The organism is Prevotella sp. AM23-5 (genome assembly GCF_003473645.1).
Classification (GTDB): Bacteria; Bacteroidota; Bacteroidia; order Bacteroidales; family Bacteroidaceae; genus Prevotella; species Prevotella copri_A.
The window spans coordinates 1-26717 of sequence record NZ_QUCG01000030.1; the positions used below are offsets into that span (position 1 = coordinate 1).

Sequence of the window (26717 nt, forward strand, 5' to 3'; positions counted from 1 at the left end):
AAATTATAGTGTTGCGGAATTAAGGATCATATCATCAACTTCTTGGTTGATTCTACTGAAGTTTTGTGAGAGCATTCGCTCCTTGGCATCAGGAGATTCAAATACATAGAACTTCGGAAGAGGATAGTTTGCATAGTCTGCTTCCTCTTTCTTTATCTCGTCCATGTCGAAGTTGGTCTTGCAGAAGAACTTGGAAGTCTTGAACTCCTCAGCTTTCTGGATATCCATGGCCCCCTTTCTACCTGTCTTTGTAACAGTGAAGTCTCTAGCTGTCTGACCGCAAATCCATCCAGATGCCATATCTGAAATTTTGGAGGCAGGAACCAGGCTATCCATATTCTCATTGAGATTGATGGATGTCCTGTCTCGGTCAATGGTGATACCTTTCTTCAACTGTACCACCTTTCCGAAAATATCTCCGGACAGCCAGTCTAAGGTATCTTTACTTCTCGCAGAACCACTGATTACATTACCAACGGTAGTGATAATCTTATCTTTTCCTACCTTACTATAGTCAGCTTCAAGCTGTGGAAGTTCCTGGAAACCTAATGTCACTGCTACCTTGTTGCTTCGGGCAGTTCCTATCAGACGGTCTATCTTATGGAAATATAAGGTTGGCAGCTCATCTACGATGATACTAACAGGAACATTCTTGCCCTGTCCACTGTTCACTCGTGTTACAAGACGGTTCAGAATCAATGCGTTCAATGCTCCCACGATGGATTCCATTTCTGGGTCATTGGCTATGAGAAGGTAGCTTGGACTCTTAGGGTCTGATACTTTTAGGTCAAAGTCATCGCCACTGAATACCCAATAGCTTTCTTTTGTGGCCAATCGAGAGATTTGAACTCTAAGTGTACCAATCATACCTTCCAACTGTTCCATGGCCTTGTTCTCAAAGGCTGTTTGGAACGGACCAAGAAGTGGTGCCACCTCTGTATCTGTATTCAACACCTCAAAGATTTCCTTGTAGTCGTGGTTGAGGAAGGATAGGACATGAGGCATGTCGGAGTATTGCCCTTTCCAATAGGCTGGCTCCACAAGTTTGTCTGCTTGTCCCAGACATCCTTTTGCATAGACCCTACCTGTGAGTCGTTGGTGGAATGTTCCTTCAACTTGCTCGTATTGGGCATCAAGGATATTTCCGTCTTTGTCATAAGGCACTTTGTTGTAGTTCACAAAGAAGTAAATGCAAGCGGCGAGGAAGTTGGTTGCAGACTTCTGGAAGAAGTCATCACTACCGCCGCCTCCCTTTTGTCCTTTTTGCAAGGATTCTACCAAAGTCTCGGCTGTTTCCATTGCAGCAGCCAAGTTGCTGATGTACTTTTGCTGAATAGGATTTACTCTTCTGGAATACTCTACATTGACGAAGTTTATGATGTTGAACTTACAGTTCGCAGGAGTGTTTCCGGCAGCTTGGTTCTTCCTGTAATGGTAATAGAGCTTGGTTGCTAGGGTAGGGAACTTGTAGTCATATACTACCATGGCAAAGCCTTTCTTGGAGTGTTGTCTTATATATGGTTCTATCACAGAGAATGTCTTACCACTACCTGGTGTACCTACTACCCATGTTCCTCTGAAGGGATTGATGATGTTTATCCATCCATGGCGAAACTTGCCTCGGTAGTAGTAGCGCATAGGTATGTTTACGGAATACTTGTTTTCCACCAATTCTTCTGCTTGCTCGAAACTCTCGTTCTCGAAGTTGAAGCGGTCTTTCAACATACCATCCCTGAAGTATTTGGAAACATTGTCAAGTGCAACATGGATGAGCACTGTTCCTATGATGGATGCTGCCATGTAGAACCAAATGTTTGTTTTGAGAATCCAAATTCTACTATGCCAATCCCAGTTATATAAGAATACAGATAGAGTAACAAGTAACAATCCTATGGATATTGGCCAAAAGACCATCTTTCTGGCATCAAACTCCAACTGCTTCTTGTTCTTTGTTCCTATACAGGTGATGATGACCAACATTACAGTCACCAGTTTACTGAAAGGCAAATACTGATATACAGACATTCTGTGAAGACGAGAATGAATGTCTGTGATGAGACCTCCCAAGAAATCCAAAGCGGATGGATCGAGGGCATACATGAAAAACTCTAGCACCAACGATACGTAGATGGCTACTCGAAATAGGGTGTAGAGACCTTGAAGTTCTTTCGATTCTTCCATTATTTTATTCTTATTTCTAATTCATTACGCCACGAGCCTTTCTTGCCCATCTCTTTTGGCATTCTGTGCTGATGGTGTACATGCTCTTTGGTTTATAATATTTTCCTCTCAGTTCATACCATGAATCCATAAGGGTTGTATAGCGCAAGAGGCGATTCAGCTTTCTTATCTTATAATTCATGCTCTGAAGGCTTTTTCTGACTCTGCTAATGCAGTCAATTCTTTCTTTTTCTGTCATCTTGCTGTTCTTGTCCTCGTCCTTGCTGATAGGAAGAAGCTTTTCTACATCTGCAGCTATCTGGATGCCGTTGTCTATGATGTCGCTGTAGATATGGCTTCTTGATTTTGACAAGGCAACGGCAAGGGTGTTAGCTGGACAAGAGAGCGTAAAGGATTTCAATTCCTTGATGTTCTTTACAGCGTGGTCAACCTCAAAATAGATGGCGTAAATCTCTGCTGCTATAGTGAGAATGTCATCGAAGCTTGTCAAGTATTTGTTGAACTGATTTTGAAAATTATTAATCTTGTCCACCTCTTCCTTGGACATGATATGTTCGCCAGCGTTCAAAGTCAAAACAGCATCTTGTGCAACTAAGGCTTTGGTTGCAGTCTTGGCATACAGCTTGAACATTCCTGCTCTCACTGGATCCGGACCATTTTGTGAATGGGCAGGATCGGGGAACATAAAAAATGCAGTGACTGCTAATATTAGAATATTACTTTTCTTCATAATGATGCTTTTTATGTTTTACCATCCCCAAGGTTTGCTGTTTTGTCGTTCTTTATAGAACTTGGCTACTATTTTCATGGCGCGAGACTGCCTTTTCCTGGCTTCCTCGGCAAGTGTCTTATTGCTTTTTTGTATCTTTCCTGCAATGGCACGATTCCAAACATCCTCGAAGGAATAGAGGCTGATGCTTAGTGCCAAGGCTCGGAACTTCTTGTTGAGCTGTTCAATCTCGCTATTCAGTTGCCATAATATTTTTGTTCTTTCTGCTCCATTGAGCATATGGCCTTCGCCTTCTCCTGCCACTACTTTCTTTAGCAACCTATAGGTTTTCACCAATTCCACGGCTGTTTCAGCATATAGGTTGTTCATGGAAATCGATGAAGCTATTCCTTGTGGATTGAGCTTGCAAGCTGTTTTTATCTCCCATAAGGCGGAGAGGGTTTGCATCCCTTCTGCATATAAGGTTGTTGCAGCCTTGATGGAAGAAGCAAATCCTTGTGCTGTCTTTAAATAAGAATTATACTTTTGCTCCCAATTCTTCATCTTCGTTTGTGAGTAAACTATGCCTCCCTGGAGAACAAACAATGTATCAAGACAGTGTTGTTGTTGCTTTATTTGTTTGCTTAACAATGCCTCTCCTTCTCCTATGGCTGTATATTCAATTGGATTGGAGGAGGACGCTCCTTGTCCGAACACTTGTACGTTGTACAAAATGACCAGCAAAATGAGGAACAAAATTTTACGAACGATTTGTGATTTCATATATTCCTTTGTTTTTCTTGTTAAACTCAACTCTACATCTTATCTCCGAAACAATGTCATTGCTAGCCTTGATGCCTATCATGTCAAGTTTGGCATTATTGCGGTCACCTGAGTATATGGTGACGGTTTTCAAACCGAAAAGTTGTTGGGGCAAGCTTCTACTTTGCTGGTAGTCAACAACTCTGTATAGCTCCACGTAATCAGTGGAGTGGGAGAACACCCCATGAAGGATAATGATTTGTTCTCCTGTGATGATATATTCCATTCTTGCAAGATAAACTAACTTGAAAAGAAGGTGGAACAATAGCAGGATGCAAGCATAGATAGCCCACTCATGATAGGCGAAACTACAAAACTTGTATATCCATATACTAGCAACAAGGAGGCACAAAGAACCTGTCTCATTGATTATGTATTGAAACCAATGAGGACGCAACGTAACCGTGCGAAACATAAATATGGTTTTGTTCATATCTCTTGTATATTTATATTTTATTAAAGGGATGGGAAGCGTTATCTTCCCATTCCCATACCTTCGTTCTGACCTCTACCTGGTTGCTCTGCCAAGCTTTCATATACGGCCGCAGACACTGCTTGTGGAGATACGACACCTGGTTTATGGAAAACTGGTGCTGACTCGTATATCTCTGGGCGAGGACGAGGTGGTGCGGACAAACCTGCCACTACATCCGCTCCAACAGTGACTGCTGCAAGGATGGCTGCGCCAAGATTGAAGCGGCTCTCAGGCTTGGTCTTCATCTCTACCTCTGGAAAAATCTTGTCGAAGAGCTTCATTCTTTGATAGTCGTTGATGGCAAGGAACTTGTCATACTGCTTTTGGGTAATCTCATGGGAAAAGACATTTCCATCTATTACTGCAGTCATCTTGTATTTCCCTTCAACGGCATTGCCATTGGCATCTTTGATTCTCTCTACTGCAATATCTCCGACTTCTGTAGCCCTGCCATGCTCTCCGCTTCGCTTCCATTCTTTGCTCGCCTTGATGTTATTGAGTGATTCACCGTTTATACTGGCATCGCCAAGAAGGTTGATTTTCGTTTGTTCTCGAAGGTCGTTGAGGTTGATTACTTCCTTTCCATAGAGAACAGTTTCCTTGGTTCTGGTTTCTACGGAAGGTAGTTTGCGAGGATCGGGATTCTCTTTGAGCATTTGCCATATCTCGCTGTCAGACGGCATCTTTACATCCTTTCCCTTTGCCTGTCCATAGTCTTGAAGCTTTTGAAGACCTTTCTTTATGGCATCGAAACGCTCTTGTTCTGATGTGTTCGAAGAAGTGATGATTTCATAGCCAAGTCCTGCTGCCTTTAAGTCTTTCAACACTTTTGCAAGTGAAGGAGGAATATTGGCATTTTGACCTCTAGTGTAACCACCCTGATAGAGGGTATTGCTTGCCACCACCTTCATCTTTTCCTTGTTCTCGTCTGTAAGTGGAATCATGTTGGTAAGCAACTTCGCACGTTCCTCGTCTGTGGAATATTTGAAGTTGTTGTACTGAGCTTCAGTAATCTTGAAAGACCACATGCCAACATCCTTGTTGGTTCTTACGTTCATCAGATAGTTGCCAGAAATCTCATCTTTCCACGCCGTGGCACTCGTGATTACTGCTGAGGACTTTTCACTGACAAGGCTGTAGTCACCATTTAAGGCAACAACTCCATTGGCTGTGGTGAGGTTTCCTGATTTCACGTTATCTTGCAACTCTCCGTTGGATGCATTCTTTATCTTTACCTCGTCAAACACTTTGTCAAAGAGTTGAAGACGGTATTTGTCTTCATAATTGATGAACTTCAAGTAGTCTTCCTTGCTAATCTCATGGCTCATGACCTGCCCATTGATGACTGCTGTCATTCTGAAAGATGGTTTCACTCCATCATGGGTAGGATAGGCTTGGATTTCACCAACTGTAACTCTTCTGCCATCCTTCACTGGTAAATAGAACCCTTCGTTTGGGTTGAGTGTTCTACCATCCACAACCCCGATTGAGTTCCATTTGTCAATATATCCCGAATGGTAGTCCTCTCTCATGTTCTGTAGGTCGATGATGTCAGACGTTGTTGTCGTATAGTGTTGGGATGCAACTTCCTTTGCAAAGATTTCCTTTTCTTTCTCTGGTGTCAGATGAATGGAAACATAGTCCTTGGTGTTAAGCTGTTCACGAGTTATTTTGTCGCTAAAGTCAGCTTTTATAACATTGTTCAAGATGGCAAGACGCTCATCGATGCTTACTGCGTTCTTTGTGCTACTTTTCTTACCTGTGTTCTTGAACTTTTCTGCCATCAATTTCTTTACTTCTTCATCGGTAAGACTGTATTGGCAATCCTTGTTTACAGAAGATGACTTGATAGTGAGGAGCTTGTTCTTTTCGTCTATCACTACACCATGGGATGCCAGCAGATGCTGAAAGGTCTCTGGGGTGAGCGTTAAGTCTGGGCTATAGATATCTGATAATCTTTCTGCCTGTCCTTTAGGACGCACCAACTCCTTAGGCTTGCTTTCTACCTTCATGTTGGCAAGGGCATCCTGCTGCTGGTTACCTTTGTCATAGAAGCCATAGCTTCCTGTCTTCAATTCTCCAGGCTTTAATCTACCATCTGGACGGTCTATGACAACTGGCGCACTATTGGCAAAGAAAGGTCGATCATTGATTCTGCGAACGTGATATCTGTCTCTTCCAAACAACATTCCAAAGATTGAGTTGTCGAATCTGCCAAAACCTGGCCCTGAAAATGGACGAAAACGTGGGTCGCCCATATAGCCGTATTCTCCTACGTTGAGTCGATGACCATTCAATCCCATGTTAACAGGAGAATTGGCATTTCTTGCTGCTACAAAGGAACCTGGAATGTAATAATCGTTCTTCACAATAGAAACAAAAGTGTTGTAGGCATTCTTGTCCCATACGGTTGTTCCTCCGTTCATCAAGGCTTCCAACTGCTTTTGGTTGATATTGTAATATCTTGGCTGCGAAGAGTTGTGTGACATGGTGACAAGCTGATAGGTGCCTGTCTCTGTCATTGAAATATGGGCTTGCATACCATTGGCATTCAATACGCTTTGCAGCTGTGGGGCTACATCCGTGGCTCGTGGATTTGTGTTTGTTCTTATGGTTCTCATACCTTATTATATTTATATAGGAAATTTTCCTCTTCCATAATTGCTTATGGAAAAGGAATGATGTATGTTATTTTGTTTCTTCTTTGTACACGATAACACAGGTGTGTCGATTGGCGGTGTATGGTTTGTAAAGGTTGATGCCGCCTCTGCTGATGCCTTGCATCTTGCTTTTATCTACTCCTGCCTTCATAAGTAGCTTGGCAATATACTTTGCACGCTTCACGCTGAGTGCTCTGTTGTGCTTCGGTGTGCCAGTCTTGCTGTCTGCAGCTCCTATAATCTTGACACTTAGATTGTTCTCCTTCACAGCTCCTGCTATTTCTCCTATGTTTACAAGTTGTTGCTTGTCAACAAGGTTGGTGGAGTTTATCTTGAAGAAGAATAGAATAGGTGCGTCCAGTTGAATGCCACTGTTCTCGACGGCTTGTTCTTCACTTGCCATTCTGTCTCTTAGCTTTCGAAGTCCATCAAAACTGTTCTTGGGATAGTTGGTCAAGTCTGTTACGCCTTGGTTGTCTGTGTCTAAGATCTCCAAAACAGGCTTACGTTCATATCCTTGTTTGCCGATACCGATGGTGAGTCCAACGGTTGCTTGGAAAAGGTTGTCACCGAAATGCTTGTTTTCCCCTAAACCATCAAACTTTTGGTAGGTACTGGTTCCTCCCAACTCGGCGGTAACGTGCAAGCGATTGGTTGCCCTGTAACTGCAGAGTAGGCCGTATGAGAGGGCAAACGGAATATGGTGTAGCTCTGAGTTGTGAATTACACCAGCTCCAATATATGGAACCAAGTCCCATCTTGGAAGTGGATCGTAGGTGGTTCTGTAGAAACTCGATACGTTGAGCATCAAGTCTCCATGGTAATTTTGGAACTTCATGGCTTCATCGATTGCATTTGTGAACTTGAACCCTTGGTACACCAGGCGTGTTCCAAAGAAACGTGAATGCCATTTACCCAAACTGAATACCATGGTAGGACGTGTATGGCCAAAGAAGTCTGTGCATCCTACTGGTGCTCCAGAGAAGGTGGACATACCAGCCTTGATGCTGCCAAACCAATTGCTACCTATGCTGGATAACTTATATTTCTCTTGTCCGGAAAGGAATGGCTTGCTGTCTTTCTTTTCAGTTCTGCCATTGGAGAAAGAGGATGCCTTGATATATTCCTTCTCATTCTCTCCATAAACTACCTGTGCCTTGGCTGTGCTGCCTATTACCAATAAGGCTGCCAGCAAAATCTTTAATTTCTTCATTTTATTTATTATTATAGTTTTGTCTTATGTTACATTTTCTCAGCTTCTATATCGTATAGATAAAGCTTATGTTGAAGAATGATGCTCTCGCATTTCTTCACATAGTCTTTTCTAGTCGCATAGCCTCCTGCCTTGATTGCGACAAGCCAGTTGTGATAGTCGGTTGGCTTGTATCGCCAACAGCGAGCGTATCTGTCACTCATCAACAACCTGGAATGATACTCGATGCTTTCCTCTGCCGAGGAGAAATTGCAGAATTTCTCGTTTTTGCGGTCATCATCATGAATGCTGTAGGGTAGGCCTCTTCTGAGCCAGTTGCTGTTGGCCTTTATTCCAAAGAAATTATAGCCTATTTGTGCCAGGCTGCTGTTTCCCCATCTGCTTTCAAACGCCATCTGTGCCAGTATAACAGAGGCTGGTATGCCGTATTTTCTTTGTTGGCGCATGGCCGCTTGGGCATAATGCTTGATGAAATCATCGGGCGTAAGCTCTTTGTCTTCGTCTATCTTCAATGCCTTGATGGCTTTCTCTCTCGTCTCTTTTATGTAAAGAAGCAAGTCGTATGGGTCTTCCAAACGGCCCCGAAGCCTACAGGTGATATGCAGATGTGGCCCAGTGGAGCGTCCTGTAGTTCCGCTGATGCCTATTGGGTCTCCTGCATAGACCTTCTGGTTGTCGCTCACCCAAATTTCAGATAAATGGCAATAGCTTACCGTGTAATCGCCATACTGCATGGTGATATATTTCCCAGAGCCACTGTCGTAGCCTACGCCTTTCACGTAGCCATCGAACATGGATAGTACTTCCTCGTATCTTGCCCTAAGGTCAAGTCCCTTGTGTTGCTTGTGCTTCCCTGTGAAAGGATCAACCCTACTGCCAAAGGTGGAGTTTATCCTTATGCTTTCCAAAGGAAAACTCACACTTAGGTATTTGTCTATCCAGTAGTCCTTCATGTCTTTCTTTCCTTGCGCCATCCCCATCGGGGAATGGCAACATAGGAGAAATAGTAAAAATGAAAGAAATCTAATCATGCCTTATTCTTTATATAATAATACTTCTTTAGCTTGCAAAAGTAATATGAATGGAAGAAATTATGGGCGTAAATATAAAATAGCTTTTTATTTAACATATTCTTTTTCTAAAGACTTTTGTGTAAATTATTATAAATGAGGCTGCTCGCCCCCTTTAACCCCTCGGTGTTTTCAGGTATAGATTATTAAGGTTGAAGGCTATTTGTAGCAAGAGCTTTGATTTGGATAGGGATAAAATCTATGTTAAATAAAAAGGTATATCGTATTTGTGGAAAGCCTTGATAAGAAAATGTGTACTTTTGCCGAAAACTTTAAACAAGAATAAGATTATGAACGAATTGACATTTTCTGAAAGCGAAATTCCATACGAGGAGTTGGCTAACTTCGGACTCTCACAGGAAATGATAGACGACTTTCCTGAAAGTATTATGAATAAGTTCCTTTCTGGGCAAAGAACTCCCTTGCTCCCTATTGAGAGAGCTGATTTTGATGGAGTTGTCCACAAGGATTTTGCTCGAATCCGCTTACAGCAAACAGAGGATGGGCTTCATCCAGTGTTCTTGCCTCTCATCGCAAAGAACAATCTTGAGTATTTTACGGAGGAACAGAAAACCGCTTTGCAAAACGGACAAGTTTTGAAGGTGTTGCTACCGTCGAACAATTCCTGGAACTATGTGCAGCTCGATGGGGCTACAAATGCTACCATTTCTGTAAAGGCAGACATCATTGACCAGAACTTATCTACATTGGCTAACAAGGTGGGGCTTTCTGAAAGTGAGGTTATGGAACTTGAAGAAGGAAAGGTTGTTACCAAGGGAGAGGAAGGCAAGATGTTTTCTGCCGGCATCGACTTGAACGAGGAAACTGGAATCCGTAGTGTCAACGGTGATGCTCAAAAGTGGCAGGAGGAAAAAGATGGCAACGTGATGCTAGACAAGTATAACTTTGGCATCTATGGCTGTTGGACAAAGGATGACAAAGGCATGCTTTCTTATGTCCCGGAGGATGAATATTCCGAGGAGATGTGTGTGGCACAGGATGCTGCTATAGAAAAGGCTAAACAAAGTCGTGGAATACATATGTAATTAAGGCTAGATTATATGGAAATTGTAGGTTTTGTGGACGAGGAACGCCTGAATGGTATGTTCCTGTCGAGAGATATAACGGAATTGGATTACGTGAAGCATCATTCCCAAGGAATGTTGGATGCTTACTTTTCCTTCATTGCCGACAACAACCTTCCTGATAACAACACTTCTGCAACAAAATTCCTGGAGGAAGAAAATGTCAGCTATGGAAATGAGGAGGATGAAGGGAATGATAATCAACAAGAGGAAGTGGATGTGCCTTCTTATGTTGACATCTACCGAAAGTGGGTAGATGAAAATGAAAAGGTGAATATTCTCCTTACTGGGTGTGAAGAGGCTGCTATTGTTACGCTTTGGAGATACAATAATCCAACTGCGAGCAAAACGGACTGTGCCGTTCAAACGCATCTACTAGAAGACAAGGTCATCGAATGGTGGGACACCATTGATTTTGTCAAGGGTGCAATGGGAGACGGACACTTTTCTTTGATAAATCCAACTTTGGCAAATATCAAAGAATTGATTTTTGATGCGGCCAATCAGGCTTGCATGGAATAGGTTTTACGATAACAGTAAATAGAGTTTTTCATAAATGTAAAGTTAAATGTCAGTCCCTCGCTGCTTGTGAAAGTAGCGAGGGATTTCTTTATCTGTGCATATGTCTCTTCTCTTGCCTAGGAACTTCGTCACTTTGCTCCTGGCTTTCGTTGGAGCTTTGTTTTTGGTCTGGGGCAAGGTTTTCTTGGCTTTCAACAATGCCGTTACCGTCAATATCTACTTCTACTGGCGTGGAAGAACGGAGGTCAATGTCTTGGTTTCCTCCTTTTTTGAGAATGTCGATACGTTGCATGATGATCTGCGACGCAACATCTGCAGAAGATAATACTTGCTTGGTGTAGCTAGGGTCTTTTCTTAGACGCTCTTTCCACATGGATGTTTGCTGTGGCGTTGTTACATCAAAGTGGTTCTTTTGACCAAGGATGACACTGCCAACCAAGGAAACCAATTCTTCTCTGGATAGTGACTCGAAGCTGGTCTTTCTTGCCTCTGCCTTTCTGGTGCTTCTTGTCAGTCCCATTCCTAAGTCTCGATAGAAATCTTGCTCTTTCTCATAGTGTTGAACAGGTGCCACATGGATGGTGTCGTTCTTTGCACTGTAGGAGGCAAGGCTAGGCTTACCATCGAAGGCAATGGCTGTCTGCCATGCTCCTTTGCGGAGTAGTTGGCCCAGTTCGTTACTTTGCTTATAACGATTGGAGGCAATGCTATCTACCTTTAAATCCTCGTATTCCTTAGGATGCAAGATAGGATAGTTGGTTTGCTCGATGTTATATAACTCTGTTACACCAACTTCTTCTATGATAGGGAAGAAGGTGGCATCTGACTTCACCAGCAAGTTGTTTGCCTGGATATCTTCCTTGCTTATATAAATAGGTAAGGTATAGGCGTTCTTTTCTGCGTCCAAGGTCAGCATGAAAGAATCCATTCCTTGGTATGCCTTCTTGCTTAGGTCGCATGGAACCTGCTTGTCGCTCTTTATCCATGGCATATCGCCATAGGTGAGTTGAAGGGATAGCTTATCAGCCATCATCTCTCCATAACGCTGATAGGCCGCTCTTTGCTCTACTTCTGGACGATGCCATCGACCATTGTCTTTTTCCTCTACGGAAACATAATATGGCTTGGTCTTGCCCTTTTGTTGAGCGACTTCTTCATAATTGAGAGGGTAGAGACCTTTGGTGTATTCATACAAGACTCTATCTGCTATTTCTTCTGCGGATGTATAGTGAATGTGCAAAAAGTCAGACATGACATTCCAGAACTTTGAAACGGCATTGTTCATTTGAGTGACGGCCTGGGTCTCTGCGGTCTTCTCGTCCATACTCTTGTTGCTAGCAACAATTTCCTTAAGCTTTGACTCCAAACGCTCTGCGCCTCTTCTTCCAGAATAGGTGGCAAGGACTTCCTCGGCAATGTCATCGGTGGCAATAAGCTCGGTGTGGAGGTCTCTTACTTCGTTCCAGAGGTTCGACTTTTTCATCATGCCTACGACATTCTTCCATTCTTTCCAGTTCCTGTCTTGCAGTGCTTCCGCCCACAAGTGGGTGTACTCATGTACTGGTGGCTCAAAGCCCTTTGCCTCAGGATAAAGGTAAATCTTTCCTTGATAGGTGAAGCCCAGTAGCTTGCCGTCAGGAGTGCGTAGTTCTTTATGCTGCCTTCCTCTAGGGGATATGTTTATCTCGTTGGCATTGGCCAAGTCGGTGTATTCTCCTCTGTCCAGGAGGTCGAAGATTCCTTTGCCAATGTTCAGAAGGCGTTGGCGGTCTGGATTGTCATAAACGTATTCCTTTACTTGGGAATGTTTGTTTGCCTTGAACTTTGTTTCGGGAGAATCTTCTACTTTTATAACGATAGAATATCCTTCGGCCGCTCTTCCTCCTTTTTTGATGATGCTGAGTGCGTTAGCTCGATGATCAGAAAGACGGACTGTTGTTTTTTCTCCTTTGTCGTTGGAAAAATTAATATATTCAGAAACTTGAACATCTTTACCGTGAGGGTGTAACCCTATGCCTTTATATAACTCTTTTGTAAAATTGCTGGCGTTAATGCCTATATTTGTATTAAAAGATGTTATAAAATGGGCTAAATTCCCAAGAAATAGATACTTAGATGGAAATTTTTTATTATCTTTGCCATCAGAAGGGGCAACGCTCTGTGCGCCATCAGGAGACGTTCCTGATGGGAGGTACCCACGACGGTGGGAGTCGGCTGAGTTTCCAATATTGGATTTGAGAGATTGCTCCTTTCCTAGACGGTGCAGTTCTGCGATTCGCTTGTCGATTCGTGAGATTGCATCGTCTTTTTCTTTTTCCGTCAATCTCTGTGGCGCAACCTGTCTAGAACTCTCTTCCTTCACTTTCTTAGGTGCATAGTTTACATTGCCAAAGAAGGACTTAATGGCTTTTTGGTCAACTTCTTCGGCATTTATGTTCTTTACCTCTTTGAGGTCATTCTGTTTGGAAGCGGCTTCTGCATCCTGTAGTGATTCCTTTGGTGACTCTCTTTTTGTGGCTACAGGTACAGGTTTGACAGGAGTCTGACCTCTTGCCTCGATATTCAGAATTCTGTCAAGTTTTTCTAGCTTGCTCACTTTATTTGTGTCGATGACACCATCATGGTCTTTGTAAGCTTCAACCATATTTTGTAGTTCTTGCTTGAAGTTCATGAATGATGATTGAAGGTCTGCTATGAGTTCAGCTTTGTCTTCTGCAGCTAGTGGCAAGGTTCCTTGGGCGTAGCTTGAATATTCCTCCTCGGCACTATAATATGTACCGTAAAGGCTATCTACTTTGGAACCATGTGGAAGAAGCTCCTTGTTTCCGGACAGAATGTCCTCTTCGTCCTCCATAGATTCCACATAGTCCTTCATCTTGGGGATGCTCAACTCCTTTCGAAGGCGAGATTGCTCATCCAAACCCTCGAAAAGCAAGGCTTGCATTAATTCAACGCTTTCTTTTCCATGCAACGGAATTTCCTTGTGGGTGTTGAGATTGAAAGCTATAACTCTGCCGTCGTTGGTAGCAGTAACGGCATTGACTGTTCCCTCTCTAGCTTCAAGCAAAGGGGTGTTGTTCTCCTTGGCAAAGATTTTGTCTTCACCAAGTTTGTTGCCCAGAACATTCACTAGCGAACGAGTTAAACCATTAACCTTCTCGTTATTTATTGCATGTGCAATGCTGTTGAGCAAACTCTTTGCTTTGTATGCGTTGTCCTCGTTGATGGTAATGCTACTTAAAGCGTTGCTGTGGTTGGTGTAAACGCTAACTTTAATATCCTTTTCACTGGTGAGTGACCATGAAACTGGAATAACTTTTCCATCGAAGAAACCTACAGGGTGGGCTGTGCGTAATTCCATAGGAATACTGCCACCTATTGTTGGGGGATAGGTTTGGCGCAAAAGATTGTGCATTCCTTTGTAAAGCTCCTTGCCGTCTTCGAAGTTGGCAAGTTTCTCTTGAAATTCCTTTTGTCGCTCTTCTTCCATGATGGTATATTTTTCATTCAGCGACTTATGAAAATCAGCGTAGGCAACTTTTTCTTCGTTTGAGGAAAGACTACCATCTTCCCATTTCTTCAGAACAAGACTTGGGGCATCAAAGATCAGTTTTCCTCTGTCATAGGAGTCAATCTTAATGATGCTTTTGTCATTATTGGACACAAAGTATTTGCCTACAAGGCTTTGTGCCTCGTAGTCTTGCGCCATGTTCTCGTATCGTTCTGGAAGTTCATATCCTCGCTCCTTCAGAAGTAATAATCTTCCAATCTGTCTGTCTTTTGTGTCAGGTGTGAGCTTTCCGTCTATCCATGTAGCCATCAATCCATTTTGCCATTTGACGGCGGCAAACTTTGTAGGGGATGATTTATCCTTTCCTTGTTCAAATGCCCATTTGCCAATGGAAACAGCCCATTGGTCAATAAGGGAACCCTCTTTGTTTTGTGAAAGATACTCTAGCTCTTCTGGACTGTAGAAATGGTTCTTTGGGAAAGGCTTCACTTTTGGGGTGGTATGTTCTTTTGCTCCACCGAATAGCTTCTGCCATCCGCTCAGAAAATTGCTGATGATGTTTTGCTTTTCTTCTTTTGCCATTATTGCTTGTTTTGTCTTAAACAAACAGGAGGTAGAACCATCTTTTATGATGCCACTATTCCTGTTTGTGTTATTGTCATTTCTTTGGGAATATCATGTGTAGGATGCCAATGGCTCCTACTGCCAAAACTCCAAATATATAAATAAAGTGGAGAAGTCTATGACTGCGCTGTTCCATTTCCATCTGCAGTTTTGTTCAAGTCCCAAGCTGCGATGCTCTTTACCTTGCATTCTATCTGAAGCTCACCTTTGAAGATGCCTAGTTGCAAATCTCCATGAACTTCCACGTACTTCTCTGCAGCAAGGTAATCCTCATGGATAGGGGAGAAGTTTACAAAACTTACCCATGTAAACTCTCTGTTCTCTCCTTCTTTGTCAGAGGAGAACGCTGCGAACGACTGAAAGTCCTTGCCTTTCTTGTCTTTCAGCTCCTTGATGCCTTTCTTGCTTACCTTGCCTCGGAACTCCATGCTTCCCTCCAAACGGTCATTGGTGGTGGACTCGTTTACCTCGATGTTGGAGTCGGTGCGAAGGTTCAGGTAAATGTTACCGTCATGCTTTCTGATATACATTACTCCGCTTACCGTTACCTTTCTACCTGCAGAGTAGGGGGCTACGGTATCTTTGTTGCCTGGGGCTGATACTGTTACCCACACTTCTTTTGCTGTTCCATCCTTGCCCAGCAAAGGAACTATTATGCCGAAGGAGATGAATTTCTCTCCATCCTTACTCTGCTTCTCTTCTGCGGAACTGCTGATGGTTCCACATGCTGTTACGTTACACTTAATCATATTTTTATTGTTTTATATGTTTATATAAGTATATAATTATTTCTTTATTTATGCAAGGCGTTGGCCTTGTTGCTGCTGTTGCTCTGGTGATTCCGCATCAAACTGCATGGATGCCGTTGCCTGTGCCTTTTCTACATCCTGACGAGTCATCTTTACCAGATTGCTGTTTCCCTCGTCTGGCGATTGCTGTTTAAGCTGACTTTGTGCTTCGTCCTCAGCTTCTATCTCCTCGCTGCTTCTCAACTGCATGGCTACTGTAAGGGCGGCAGAGAACAGACTTCCTATAAGTGAAGAGATTGGGTCTCTTCCAGAAAGGTCTTCTCCGTTGTTGCTCATTAGCAATGACAGCCATTTTGTGGGGTCGTTACTGTTGGTGATGGATGCCAGAAGTGCTTGTGTCGGGTCTGACGCTTGTTGCTGATAGGATGGGGTTTCGCCTCCTGCAAACTGCATCTGGCTGCGGTAAGCGGCTAACGCATCGTTTCCATTCTTATCCAAAGCTGTCGCTTGATTACTTCTAACCTCCATTTCTGCAAGGTATAGCTTAGGGTCAAACTTCTCCCAATTCCCATTGGTATTGAGGTATTTTGTCTCAAAATGTAAGTGTGGCCCTGAAGAGCGGCCTGTGTTGCCTGAGACTCCTATTTGTTGACCTGCATTTACAGCTTCACCTTCTTTTACTCCTATTTGGGATAAGTGCATATAGGTTGTTTGTACCTTGCTGCCATCCTGACGGTCATATTCCACAACAATCATGTTTCCTGCTGCTCCATTGTTTGGTTCCACAGCGACAACCTTTCCATTGTCTTCGGTTGCATATACAGGATAGTTTTTGCCTTGCGTGGAGAGGTCTAGTCCTCCATGCTTATGCCCTGGTCTCTGTACTCCAAACTCGGAACTGAGCTTTACGACAGATAAATCAATAGGCAAAGCCCAATTGCCTTGCAAGGGGGGTAGGGTTATAACAGAGGTCATCGACGATTGACCTCTGGCATATCCTGTTGCCAATCCTTGGCTTTGGGCTTGTTGAATGCCTATTTGATCATATTTTCCTAGCCCATACTTGTTGATCTCGGATATGAGCTTGGAAGCATAGTCTGGATCTGTGGCGTAGCCGCCAGCCTTGATGCCGTTTGCCCAAGAAACATAATCGGTGGGCGAATAGTTCTGGCAGTGGCTGTAGCGGGATTTCATCAAGACCTTGGAGTGGTCTTCGATGCTTTCCATCACATTGTTGTATCTGCGGAACTTCTCGTTTGGACGGTCATCGCTGTAATAGTCGTAGGCTCCTGCCCAACTGCTGCCAACCTTTACACCGAAGAAGTTGTTGCTCCTTCTTGCAGGGGTAGATGTGCCAAAGCCGCTTTCCAAACCCATCTGTGCCAAGGTGATGGAGGCAGGAATGCCATATCTCTTCTGTTGCTCGATGGCTACCTGGGCATACTGGCTGTAAAACGCTTGCTTGTCTAATGCCATTTATGATAGTTTTATGAGGGCGCACCTTTAGATGCACCCTCGTGTATTACATATGTAGGCCTGTTCTGTGAGTTTCCGTAACAGTTTCCTGTACCTTGTTCTCAGGGGCAGGCTTTTCCTTAATCTCTACTTTCTCTGATTCGCTAACAGCCTGTTGAGATTGCTCTCCTCCCATGCCTTGTTTCAGCATAGGCTCGAAGATGACGGCGGCCAAAGCCCTCTTGTAGGCTCCCATATCTTCGGCAAGCCACATCTTTTGCCATTGTTGCTTGTTGATAGGAGCTTGTACACGCCGCCCATTGATGGTGGCAAAGATGAGCTTCTGCTTGGCATCCTGTGCGCTCGATGTAATGGAAGGACGCTCTATGAGCTTCATATCCACATCAACTTTCTTAGGGGTGATAAGGTCTAGCTTGGTGTCAGGATGCTTGGTGGCCATCTCGTAATATCTTTGTGCCAGGGCATTGTGGACTATTGCCTGTTTGTCCGTCTTGATTACGTTGTAGAACGTGTTCAAGTGCTCCTTGGCAGGATATACAGAGAAAGAAGGCTCGTTCTCTGGCTTGATGAAGAAGGCATATCTACCGTTGTCATCCTTGATGGCTTGGAAGTTCTTGATGATTACTTCTTTCTTTGGGGCGGCTTGTTTCTCTACATCAAGTGTATGATGGGGAACCAACTCATACTGCTTCAAGTTGTTGAGCGTGACTTCTTTCCCTTGGAAATAGGAGTTTGGCTTATTCAATCCAAGTGAACCACCGGCATTATAGAACCTCACATCGTCAATGCCTTCTTTCTTCAAGGCTATGGTGATTCTGTCCTTTCTCATGCCAGGAACCTCGTTGTTCACTTCCAAGGATGCTCCAGCAGGGAGAATGACATCTGCTTCTTTTCGCAAGATGTCTTTTACCACTACTATTTCCTTGGTCTCTATGTTTGGCAGCTTGGCCAAGTCTTGGGAGATGGAATATTTTGATGGTTTCTCCATCGTCTTTCCTGGAAGCTGTCCACGGATGGATTCATAGTCAACCTTTCGCTTTGCCACAAGGTTGTCAATGGTCTCTACAGCATTGTTCACATCTCTTTCCACTATTCCCAAGAGTTTTGGATTTTCCTTAATCTCTCGGTCCCAATAAGGAATAAGTTTCTCATTCTCCTTTGAGAGTATGGCAGGAAGTCCCTGGCGAGCCATCATAACTCCTGCTGCAAGTTCTCTCACAAGTTGCTCATGCTTGGCATCGTCCTCTGGGAGGAGGTTGTTTCTGCCCGAACGGTCAAGACGGTTCTCTGTACCTGTGGCTGCAACCACGGCTCTGTAGATGTCGTTTGCTTTGTAAAGGGCATCCATCTTTTCATTTCCAACTTCGCCTTTCATGCCGCTTACGACAATCTTGTCTTCCTTGGAATCGTATTTGGCATCTTGCAAAACCATCACTCGCTCATATTGCATACCGCTTTGCTTGGCCACTTCCTTGGCTGTGGCGTATGCTTTGTTCAGTATTGCCTTTGCGTCGAAGCCTTTGCTGACAGTCTTCTTTGTTTCCAACTGGTCGCAGATGGCTACTCGTTCTCCTGCTCGGATGAGTTTTGGAAGGTAGGTGTCAAGTGCTTGATGTGGAAATCCTGCAAGATGGAAGTCTTTACTTCCATTCATCTTGGTCAAGGTGATTCCCAACACTTCCGAACCTCGCTTGGCATCCTGCTTGTACATCTCATAGAAATCGCCAATGCGGAACAATAGAAGTGCATCGGGATGCTTGCCCTTCAACTCTTTCCATTGTTTCATAATAGAAGAGTATTTCCCTTTTTGCTCTTTCTCGTTTTGTGAAAGCTGCGATCCCTTGGTCTTCAGAAGTTCCACGTAAGCGTCATGGTTGTTGGCGTTCATGGTGGTTTGCTCCACATTGTAGATGTTCTGCACAACTCGTGTGGCATGTTTGGTATAGAAAGACTTCTCGTCATCAGGAAGTTTGTCAAACTGCTTGCTGGTGATGACTTCGTCCTTATCCATGGCGTTCTGATACCCCCAACTAGTCCAATGGAACTCCATGCCTTTCTCGTTCTGCTTCACAGGCATGTGGTTCTCCTTGGCAGGATTATAATAAGTATAGACATTCGTCTTATACTTGTTGGCATCCGAATTGAGGTTCATCATGATGTTGTTGTAGGCCGTGATAGGTGTGTGGGTGTTGATGAACTCTGCATTACCTTTCTGGGATTTGTTCATCCAAATTCCCTCATTCTGCTTGGCAGCAGATAATGCTCCAACGAGAAGGGCTGCATGGGTAAGGGCTTTGGCTGTCGCCTCGCTGGCCTCTTTTGATTCCTCTTTTTTCTCTTGTTGCTCTTTCTTCTCTTCTGCTGCGGCTTGATTTGCCTTGTCCTTTTCCTGCTTGTCTTTCTCGGCTTCTTGCTTATGGTGTTCCTTGTGAACCTCTTCTTTCACAATGGATGAAGCCTTTTTCTCAGCTTCTTCCATAGGAACGCCTGTGGATGCTATCTGTTTGGCCTTACCTACGACATCTGTCTGGATATTGCTGTCTTCACGAGGAGTTTTCTTTTCCTCGCTCGCCTTTTTTGCTTGATATTTAGTTGACAACTCTTTGTATATGGCAGACATGTTTTCTGCCTTGCTGAGAGCAAAGTCGTAATCGTGGGCATAAGTTTCTATGAAAGAACCATCATTTAACTTTTCTCCTACTATGACTTTGTTGTCGCTAGCGTCATAGTGGTAATCTAGAACCTTCCCATTCGGCATAGTGAATTGAGGTGTCAAGTCTTCTCGAAAGCTCTTGGCTACAGCCTTTGCCTCTGGGGATGGAATCTCTACTAAAGGCTTTACGCCTTTTTCCAAGCCCATCTGCTGGTCTATGAACTTCACTGCATAGCTCGGTGTATCTGGCATACCGTAACGCTCGATGGCCTCTCGGATGTCATTCTCACTGTACTTTCTCAACAAGTTGTAGGTTCCACCTACTGAATTGTTATATACAACAGCATAGTTCTCATCATCAATGAGAACATCATCGCCATAGTCTGGTGTCATGCTGGTCTCTACATGCTCCAAGTCCATGCTGTCACCTTGATCATATTCTTTCGCCAGGGCAAGGATGCCTTCATAGTCCTCGGCATCCTTTAGTTTGTCAAACTCGGCGGTCTCGGATTCCATCTGAAAGTAGTTGTAGGACGAGAAATATTTTTTCTCATCCTTTGGGTCAAGCTGTATGGTCTGACCTTGCTCCTGGTAGTCATTTCGAGAAAGAACCTTGTTCATATTTTCTTTTTCCATGAGAAATTCTTTTCCAAATTTTTCCTCGATGTTGTTATGGTAGGAGGTTACCACCTCCTCGGCTTGTTTGATTCGATGAACAATTTGGCGTTTTGCGTCATTGTCCACAACATCGGGATATAATGCGTTGATGTTTGAATACGCTGCCTCTATGTTGTAGAGGCTTCTGCCTTCCTTGTGGCTATAGCGGAGGTTAGGCAAGAGGTCTGCTCCTGCTTCTATGATTTCCTTGTTGGATGCTTGATTTATCCAAGCTCCTACATTGGGATTCCCCTTGTAATAGTCTCGTAGCTCGGGAAGAGTCTTCACAGACAAAACTGTATGCTCACTGTTAGGAGTCGAAGTTATGGTTTCCATCAATGAAGTAAAATAGTCCTTTCCTTGTGAAAGGCTTTCTACCTTCATCTCTTTTTCCTGGAATTGCTTCATGTTTGAAAGCTCTTCCCACACATAGCCTAAGTTCTGGTTTGTGCCCTGGCTGTGGTCATAATTGGTACTGTGAATTTTTTCCTCGCCCTCTGATGTTGTATATGCAACTTCAAGAGTATCTTTCTCTTTGTTGTAGTCAACGGTGAGAATGTCGCCAGAGGGCATTGTAATCTTGTTGTTGACGGAAGGCCATACCTTGGCTACGACTTCTTTCTTAGCATCTTCCTCCTTCAGTTCTTCAAGTTGTTGCTCATTCTTGTTTTTTTCTTCCTCACCATCAAGAGAACCATCCAACAGTGCCTTTTCTCCTAATTTTCGGCGTTGCTCGTCGATGTGTTCCAAAACCATCTTAGATGACTTGTTGACATCTGACATCACCGACTTCAAGAACTTCGGGTCTTTCTTCAACGAACCTATCCAATTTTGGAGATAAGCTATGTTGTTCTCTCGTATTCTGCTATCAAAACCCATGGCATTGCCTATGAGGGCTGATGTAAGCTCCGCAACAAGTTCTTCCTTGGCGTATTGGTCTGAGCCAAATTGGTCTATCTTTACGATGCCATCACGGCCAAGGCGTGACTCGTGACCTGTGGAGTGAGCCATCTCGTGAATGGTGGTGCCGTAAAACTCCATTCCGTCCTTGAAAACATCCTCAGGGGTATTGCTGATGTTGAACTGCTTTTTGGAAGGAACTACTATCTGGTCTCTTTTGGGACTATAGAAAGCGGATTCATTGAACTTCTCATATTCTATAGGACACACCCAAGACTGTTCTTTCAGGAGGTTGTCGAAGGCTTCATTCTTGTACATTCCTACCTCGTCTTTGATAGGCTCTGACTTGAAACGCTTCAAGATGGTGTCGTATTTCTCTTTGTTGACCTCTTCCAGGTTGGTTTGGTCTATGTTCCATTCGTTATATACCTTCAGATAAGGGCGAACGGTGCATTCGGCTTGCTCCTCCTTTGTCATGTTACGATAGTCGCTTTCTGACAGTTTCTTGCCGTCCTTGTCCTTGATTCGCAAGTCCCACTTGAAGATAGGAATACTGTGCTCGCCTTTCTTGATCATGCCTCCTACATCCCTTATCTGTTTGATGGTAAGGTAAACTGGCATTCTGTAATGCTCCATCGTGGTGTGGATTTGGCACAGGAAAGCATTGCTGCCTGTATAAGGGCGGCCCACGAGATTCTGAGGCAAGCCGAACTGGGCTGTGCGCCCATCCGTCCAACCTTTCTTCCATTTGCTTTCCTTCATTTGCTCCATTCTTGCGATGAGCATGTCGGAGAACTTCTGAAGGGCGTTGTCTATTCGGTCAACTTTCCCTTCCTGCTGTTCCGAGGCTTGTTGAGATGATTCTTTTTTTGCCATTGTATTTTTTTATTTATTGGGTTGTTTTTTTATTTCCAATGGCAAAGTAACTGATTAAATACAAGATAGGTGGTATAAAAACGATATACCTTTTTATTTAACATATTCTTTTTCTATAGATATTTATGTAAACGATTAAAAATGAGGCTGCTCGCCCCCTTTAACCCCTCGGTGTTAATGCAAGGGTATAGATTATTGAGGTAGATGTAAAACAAAAGCGATACTCCGACTTGGAAATACCGCTCTAACTTAATGACAAACTAAAACCTCCCGATTCTCTCGAACCAGGAGGTATTTCTAAAATTAATATAACTGGCACTTAACACCTATTTAATACCCATTGATTGGATTGTTGTTTCTTCTTGGCTCATATGCTGCTCATAATTCTGCGATGCCAATGCCTTGTTCTCATCATACTTGCGAAGGACAGCATTCGCCAATGTGTTGATAGGGATGGCTCCCTTGTTGTAAGCGTCTGCAGCATCTCTTGATATGTTGATGACGCTAGGTACGCCGTCGACAGTGGCTATCATACTGCTTCCCTTCATCGCTGGATTCACTATTCTTGAATTCAAAGGCTCGTCAGGATAAACCTTGTAGGTCTTTGACACATTGTTGCTCTTTGCTAAACCATCGCTGATGGCTGCATGACCTGCTTTATTCAAGATGTTTGCACCGCCAAATCCTATGAGCAGCAGCTTCAGGAGAGGACTCTTTACGAACATTCCTCCCACTATGGCAGCCAATGGCATCAGGTTGTCCTGAAGCTTTAGGTTTGGAGTCTTTCCTGTGAACATTCCTATAATCATATCAGGAAGCATGGCCAATACATAGCCTAGATTCTTGCCGATGTCCCCAAATCCATTAAGGCCTAAGCTCTCAAAGGCATTGCCCCAACCATCTATATTTGGCTTTTGCGCAGTATTCTGTGTTGTACCGTTTGCTTCTGTTCCCATTACGCCGTTTTGCGCATAAGGCCCCGAAGCGTAAGGGGATGCCACTGGAGTTGCTTGAGAAGAGGAAGTTGCACGTTTACGAATAGATGACTTGCCAGGAGTGTTTATCTGGTCATTGAGCGCAGACATGTTTTTGTCCCATGTTCCCTTTTGGGCATGAGCTGCATTCTTGGAGGATCGTTGCTCTACGGCAACTGCTGCCCTTGCATAGTCATAGGCTCGTTGACTCACTTCCTTCAAGGTCATCTTCTTGCCTCCAAACATCCTTACTTGTTTTTGCTCTCTAGACATTTCCATGGCACAGGCGTAGAAAGAGGATGCCAACGCCCTGTTTTGCTTGCTGCTGTTGCTCAACATCCAAGCAGGAAATTTGCTGTTCCCGTTGAATGGCACACACTGTTTGGAGAGATTGCTCTTGATGGTGGAGAGAAGCTTTTGAGAATTACCCTTGTGTTCCGCCAATAGGGCGTTGCTTTCTTTCTTTATAGTTAAAGATGTGTTTGGAGGTGGCAACTTTATCTTTTTTGCAAGTCCACTATTGATGTTCATCATCAATTCCGTACCATTCTTTTTATATCTCTTTGCTCCGGCCTGTATCTTTGTGGAAGCATTCTCATCACCAAAGATGGTACGGTTATCCTTCTTCTCTTCATCCTCAGTTCCCCATAGCTTGCCATAAATATGGAGACCTCCTTGGCAAATCTTGTCGGTTATCCACCAACCTGCAGCTTTTTGACTTACCTTTACCACACCCTTGGCTACGGAAGAAGTTGCTTTCCCTACACCTCCTGGGGTGAGTGCTGCATCTATTCCGTAACCAGCAATTGTTCCTGCTGTTTTTGAAACAACGGATGGATTGTAATATTTCTCCGCTTGTTCATCAACCTTTTGCCCAATGGCTCCTTTCTTTAGGCTACCAAAGTTGCCCATACCAAGAATGCTCTCCGAAAAGGCTTTCTTGGCTATGTATGTTGCGGTGTTGGCAGGAACTTGTTCCCTAGCTAATTGTTCTACCATCAATTTTTGAAGGCGATTGGCGCAGTAGTTGTTGGCGTAGTTTTCCAAAGCCTTGGAGTCTCTACCGCCATTTTTCGCAACAAGGCTTGTATAGAAAGATGTAACGAAAACGCTGTAGTCTTTCACTATCTTGGGGTCTTTGAACCAACGTTCAGAAGTCCTTGCTGCCAATTCGTCGAGCGACTTCTTGGTAAGTTGCTCTGCATCGTTCAACTTGGTGAACGAATTTGAAGCGGCACCAAAGTTAGGCAGTCTCTGAAGAGATTCATTAAGTTTTATGGCAGCGTTCTTCTGCTCTTGAAGGATTTTCTTTCGCTCCTGAAGAAGAGTGGCTGCCATATACTTGCTATAGTATTGCTGAAGACAATAGTCTATTTGGGATAAATCCTGTAAATTATTACCTTTTGCCATATTGTTTGTTGTTTACATTCCAAGAAGTTGACTGCGCGCCTGACTGATGGCTTTATGATATACCGTCATTTGCTTAGGGTAGAAACGTGACAGCCATTCATCCATGGACATCTCGTCATTGAAGAACTTCATGGCGAGTTGTCTGGTTATCTCGATGGCATTCTCGCCTTTTTCTCTTCCGTTAAACCAAGCTTTTGTCCAACAACGGATTCCTTGGTTGTCATAGTAAACGGAGGCGGTGCGTTCAACATCGTAGCTTTGTATGTCTATCTCAAGGTCTTTCAAAGGATCGGCGGTCAATCCATCTTCTGAAGCTTGTGAAAGAAGTTTTTTTTTTCATTTTCGTCCCATGTCTCAGGATATATGTTGTGGTTCAGTGCCAGATAGCTGAGAAAATCATGGATAAGGATATCCTGAATTTTCTCAGCTAGGGGAACACTTCTTTCTGATAATCCGAGAGGGTTGGCTACGGATGGTATGCTCTCAAAGAAATAATTCTTGGAGGCTGCCTGGGCAAAGATGTTGCGTAGGGATGCTTCTGCCCTTGGAGGAGGATTGTAAGCCCTGTTCCTTAAGTCGTTCATGTAGCTTGGAAGCCATCTGAGCATGAGCATCAAGATGGAAACATAGTCCTTGTCGAAACTGTTTTTTATGTTTTTTGTTCCCAAGGATTCTTCAGTAGGCTGTTTTTGGATTCCCATGGCGGCGAGTTGCTGGATGTTAGCCCATATCATGGAAAGAAAAACCATCGGGTCAATGTCTTGTCCATTGAATCGTATGCCGACATGAAGAAAATCGCCACTTTTGGCAATTTTATCACCTGCGGAAACGCTTTCACCATATCCTGTATATGCTTCTGCTAGATGCCCATAAGTAACTTCGTACTTCCCATATTTGGCTACGATGTAATTGTCATGAAGCGCATCGTTTCCTGCGCCAACAATCATACCAGAGGCTACTGCGTACAAATCTCTGTTCTTAATGGCGAAGTCAACACCTAGATGGTTAAATTCCTCGCCTGTCATGGGGTGACGCTGTTTGCCATATCCTAGTGTGGTTGGAAGCTCTTCTTTCTCCTCCAAGGCGAATGGCATCATGTAACCACTTTCGGATTCGAGGAGCATATCTTTAAAATTTTCTTTCATCTTATCTGTGATTTTTAATAGGAGATAGCTCTCCTGTATCTAATTATAGTCTTCTCATGCGAACAACAGTGTTCTCTTCTTCAACAGGCATCTCTGCTGTCTGAAGAGGTATTTGTTCGGTAACGTTCGCACGTGATTGCTGTTGTTGCTGATTTTGGTGTTGAGAAGCTGCCTGTTTTCCGTTTATGTTGTGTAAGGTCATTCCTCCCAGCAACAAACTGGCGGCTTTTCCCATCCAACCAAATCTACCGAACATCATATAGGCAGAAAGCAACAAACTGGCAATGTTCATCTTACTCACGTTTCCACCGGACACTTGGCTTACTGCATTGTTCATGCCGTTCATCAAGGCATTCATTGAACCACCGCCTTGTTGATTGGTCATCTGCATCTGTGCCATGGATGGATAGGATTGCGCTGTTGGATCGTAATAGCCACCGTTGCCATTGGAAACCATGCCGTTGCCGGAAAAGAAATTTCCAGCAAACTGCTTTCCGTCTTGGTACAGGCCGATTGCTTCATTGCCTATTCCTGCCACACCGTTTTTAAGATTATGGTAGAGTTCCTGCCCCTCGTCGAAGGTAGCTCCTCCTGCTCTTTTGATTGAATCATAGGAACCTTCGCCAAAAAGAACGTTGACTGCTTTCTCTGAGATTGACTTTTCGTTTCCGTAAGCATCCTTTTGGTCGCCGAATGCTAATCTTGATGCTGTGTCAACAAGTCCTTTTTCCTTGGAGTCATCCCCCAGTAACTTTTCTTTCGCAAAAGTTAATGCGCCTTTGTTGTAACCGAAATAGGGGAGGGACACAGCACCTGCTACAAGGGAGGTCTTAGGATGCTTGGCGACGAACTCTGCTGTTCCTTTTACTGCGTGCGCTCCTGTTTTTACCGCACTCTTCACATAAGGGGCTGCTACCTTTGCTCCTGTAAGAATATGTGGGGCAGCGGTCTTGGCTCCTTTTAAGGCTGTTTCCAACAATGTTTTCCAATTTGCCATAATTTTGT

Annotated in this window: 17 protein-coding genes; 2 read left to right on the forward strand and 15 right to left on the reverse strand. The window is 43.8% G+C overall.

Annotated elements, in window-relative coordinates:
• Window positions 1-3: 3 nt before the first annotated feature.
• From DW657_RS08865 to DW657_RS08895, 7 genes are all read right to left on the reverse strand, one after another.
• The gene (locus DW657_RS08865) at window positions 4-2181 is read right to left on the reverse strand and encodes a type IV secretory system conjugative DNA transfer family protein (protein ID WP_118312243.1); all 2178 of its coding nucleotides are present in this window, start codon (window positions 2179-2181) and stop codon (window positions 4-6) included.
• 16 nt (window positions 2182-2197) lie between these two features.
• Window positions 2198-2911: a hypothetical protein gene (locus DW657_RS08870; protein WP_147381919.1), complete on the reverse strand. Its 714-nt coding sequence runs from the start codon at window positions 2909-2911 to the stop codon at window positions 2198-2200.
• A gap of 18 nt (window positions 2912-2929) precedes the next feature.
• Window positions 2930-3673, reverse strand: coding sequence for a hypothetical protein (locus DW657_RS08875; RefSeq protein WP_118312245.1), 744 nt, complete (start codon window positions 3671-3673; stop codon window positions 2930-2932).
• A complete protein-coding gene (locus tag DW657_RS18345; RefSeq protein ID WP_228113328.1) occupies window positions 3651-3938 on the reverse strand; it encodes a PH domain-containing protein in 288 nt (95 codons plus the stop codon). The genes DW657_RS08875 and DW657_RS18345 overlap by 23 nt, the downstream gene beginning before the upstream one ends.
• 248 nt (window positions 3939-4186) lie before the next feature.
• Entirely contained in the window at window positions 4187-6808 is a 2622-nt protein-coding gene (locus tag DW657_RS08885; RefSeq protein ID WP_118312246.1) for a hypothetical protein, read from the reverse strand.
• 67 nt (window positions 6809-6875) lie between these two features.
• Window positions 6876-8060, reverse strand: coding sequence for an OmpA family protein (locus DW657_RS08890; RefSeq protein WP_118312247.1), 1185 nt, complete (start codon window positions 8058-8060; stop codon window positions 6876-6878).
• 29 nt (window positions 8061-8089) lie between these two features.
• The gene (locus DW657_RS08895; RefSeq protein WP_233546707.1) at window positions 8090-9034 is read right to left on the reverse strand and encodes a glucosaminidase domain-containing protein; all 945 of its coding nucleotides are present in this window, start codon (window positions 9032-9034) and stop codon (window positions 8090-8092) included.
• A gap of 386 nt (window positions 9035-9420) precedes the next feature.
• Here DW657_RS08895 and DW657_RS08900 point away from each other — a divergent pair, with 386 nt between their 5' ends.
• Both DW657_RS08900 and DW657_RS08905 read left to right on the forward strand, forming a co-directional pair.
• Window positions 9421-10176, forward strand: a complete 756-nt coding sequence (locus tag DW657_RS08900) for a DUF4099 domain-containing protein (RefSeq protein ID WP_118312249.1) — start codon at window positions 9421-9423, stop codon at window positions 10174-10176.
• 15 nt (window positions 10177-10191) lie between these two features.
• Entirely contained in the window at window positions 10192-10737 is a 546-nt protein-coding gene (locus DW657_RS08905) for a hypothetical protein (protein WP_117586820.1), read from the forward strand.
• 88 nt (window positions 10738-10825) lie between these two features.
• Here the strand turns inward: DW657_RS08905 and DW657_RS08910 are convergent, their stop codons facing one another.
• The 8 genes from DW657_RS08910 to DW657_RS08945 form a co-directional block, all read right to left on the reverse strand.
• Window positions 10826-14830, reverse strand: a complete 4005-nt coding sequence (locus tag DW657_RS08910) for an ArdC-like ssDNA-binding domain-containing protein (RefSeq protein ID WP_118312250.1) — start codon at window positions 14828-14830, stop codon at window positions 10826-10828.
• A gap of 158 nt (window positions 14831-14988) precedes the next feature.
• A complete protein-coding gene (locus DW657_RS08915) occupies window positions 14989-15621 on the reverse strand; it encodes a hypothetical protein (RefSeq protein WP_118312251.1) in 633 nt (210 codons plus the stop codon).
• Between the two features lie 48 nt (window positions 15622-15669).
• Entirely contained in the window at window positions 15670-17097 is a 1428-nt protein-coding gene (locus tag DW657_RS08920; protein WP_118312252.1) for a glucosaminidase domain-containing protein, read from the reverse strand.
• Window positions 17098-17143: 46 nt separating this feature from the next.
• Entirely contained in the window at window positions 17144-22183 is a 5040-nt protein-coding gene (locus DW657_RS08925; RefSeq protein ID WP_118312253.1) for an ArdC family protein, read from the reverse strand.
• Window positions 22184-22509: 326 nt separating this feature from the next.
• A complete protein-coding gene (locus DW657_RS08930; protein WP_147381920.1) occupies window positions 22510-24567 on the reverse strand; it encodes a hypothetical protein in 2058 nt (685 codons plus the stop codon).
• Between the two features lie 12 nt (window positions 24568-24579).
• Window positions 24580-24867 (reverse strand): hypothetical protein, encoded by a 288-nt coding sequence (locus DW657_RS08935; protein WP_369973471.1) that lies wholly within the window; start codon window positions 24865-24867, stop codon window positions 24580-24582.
• A complete protein-coding gene (locus tag DW657_RS08940; RefSeq protein ID WP_118312255.1) occupies window positions 24864-25712 on the reverse strand; it encodes a M23 family metallopeptidase in 849 nt (282 codons plus the stop codon). The genes DW657_RS08935 and DW657_RS08940 overlap by 4 nt, the downstream gene beginning before the upstream one ends.
• 43 nt (window positions 25713-25755) lie before the next feature.
• Window positions 25756-26709: a hypothetical protein gene (locus DW657_RS08945; RefSeq protein ID WP_118312256.1), complete on the reverse strand. Its 954-nt coding sequence runs from the start codon at window positions 26707-26709 to the stop codon at window positions 25756-25758.
• Window positions 26710-26717 lie beyond the last annotated feature (8 nt).